Here is a 1381-nt window from a genome sequence, read left to right as displayed (position 1 = left end):
CGGGCTCTCCAGTATCTCCTGGTCGCTGTCCTCCAGGTAGTACACCCTCGCTACCCTCCTTCCACTTTTCTTTTATTTTACCTGATGGGGAAGGGGTCTCCCGCATGTCGGGCAGGGTTCCCAGGACGGAGAGAGAAGGATTTCGTCGATGAACTGGAAAACACTGACTTCACGGAATCCTCTCTCGCGCCAGCAAACCAGGAGTGCCTCAAGAAACCGCTGGGGCAGCAGGTCAAAATGGTTCATCAAAACTTGCGCTTCTTCTTTCTCCAGCACCCGGTCGAAAACCAGGTTCAGGAGCCACCGGACGCGCTTCTTTTCTTTTTGGGGGCTTTCGGTGAAGTATAAGGAAAAGAACAGTTTTTGAAATTTGCTTTTCTCGTTCTAAGCGCTCACGTTGTTTTTTCGCCCGCCACCGGCGCAGATATCTGGCTTGTCGTTCCGGGTCCTTGTAGGGCATCGCTTATCGCTCCCATACGTAAAGCCGTTTTCCGTCCTGGGCGAAAAACTTGACCGGCAGGCTTTTTTCGATTACCACGAGGGCATCCTCAATCTCCTCGACACCGCTGAGGAGCGGCTTGTTTTGCAGATATTGAGGGTCAGCAATTCCCTGCCCGTCTTTAGCATAAATGATAAGGCCGCAGGCAACCAAACGCTGCTGAATATTGAGCCTATGGAATTGAGGGTTTCTAAAAAGTTCCTGTAGGGTCATTTATTGTCCCCCTTCGCTTTTGAGAAATCATGCTTCCGGGCACCTGGCCCGCACACAACGCCAGGGCACCACTGTTCAACTTCGTCCATAGCATCGTAAATTTCCCGCTCGCCGACAATTTTCTGCTGCCGGCGTTCGTTTAGGAGCCTTAATTCCTCGGCAATTTCCTCATTACTCCGTTGTCTGACAGGCTGGGGTTCCTCTTTGGGTCTCTCCGGGGGGCGGTAGTCGCTGAACAGGTCCGCCAGCTTGACGCCCAGGGCATCCGCAAACTTCTTGTCGGTGTCGTATCCCCAGGGTGTGCGTCCCCAGGAGTTTTCCGCCCGCTCAACCTGCAGCACCCAGGCGGTGTGGAGGTTAGTCTTTCGTGCCAGTTCCTTAACTGATAAGCCCGCTTTTTCTCTAAAGTACCGCACTTGGTTGGTCCCCATTAGGTCTTCCTCCTTTGCATAGCATAAAGCCTTTGTCATCCGGACAGGGATTAGTTTATTTCCGCCCACACTAACCGTTCCCCTTTATTCTTCGGTCCTTCCCGGTCAGGACAACCGTTTCGCACACTTCCATAAGCCTGGAACTATTTAGCCCCCTAAGCAAATTGGAAAATCTCTGTGTAAAACCTATAATGATCTTAGGGGGTGTGGTCAATGAGACAATACACCGAGGAATTCA

3 protein-coding genes are annotated in these 1381 nt (G+C 51.9%); 1 reads left to right on the top strand and 2 read right to left on the bottom strand.

Annotation, left to right across the window (positions count from 1 at the left end; translation table 11 throughout):
• Positions 1-348 (top strand): hypothetical protein (locus BUB44_RS15650; RefSeq protein WP_207545682.1); only part of this gene is annotated, 348 nt, incomplete at its 5' end.
• A gap of 115 nt (positions 349-463) precedes the next feature.
• Here BUB44_RS15650 and BUB44_RS14865 read toward each other — a convergent pair.
• Both BUB44_RS14865 and BUB44_RS14860 read right to left on the bottom strand, forming a co-directional pair.
• Positions 464-712 carry a hypothetical protein gene (locus BUB44_RS14865; RefSeq protein ID WP_073167779.1) on the bottom strand — a complete coding sequence of 83 codons (249 nt, stop codon included), beginning with the start codon at positions 710-712 and terminating at the stop codon, positions 464-466.
• Positions 709-1143, bottom strand: coding sequence for a helix-turn-helix domain-containing protein (locus BUB44_RS14860; protein WP_073167776.1), 435 nt, complete (start codon positions 1141-1143; stop codon positions 709-711). The genes BUB44_RS14865 and BUB44_RS14860 overlap by 4 nt, the downstream gene beginning before the upstream one ends.
• Positions 1144-1381 lie beyond the last annotated feature (238 nt).

It is taken from the genome of Desulfofundulus australicus DSM 11792, assembly GCF_900129285.1.
Taxonomy (GTDB): domain Bacteria; phylum Bacillota; class Desulfotomaculia; order Desulfotomaculales; family Desulfovirgulaceae; genus Desulfofundulus; species Desulfofundulus australicus.
This window is presented reverse-complemented; position numbering and strand designations above follow the sequence as displayed.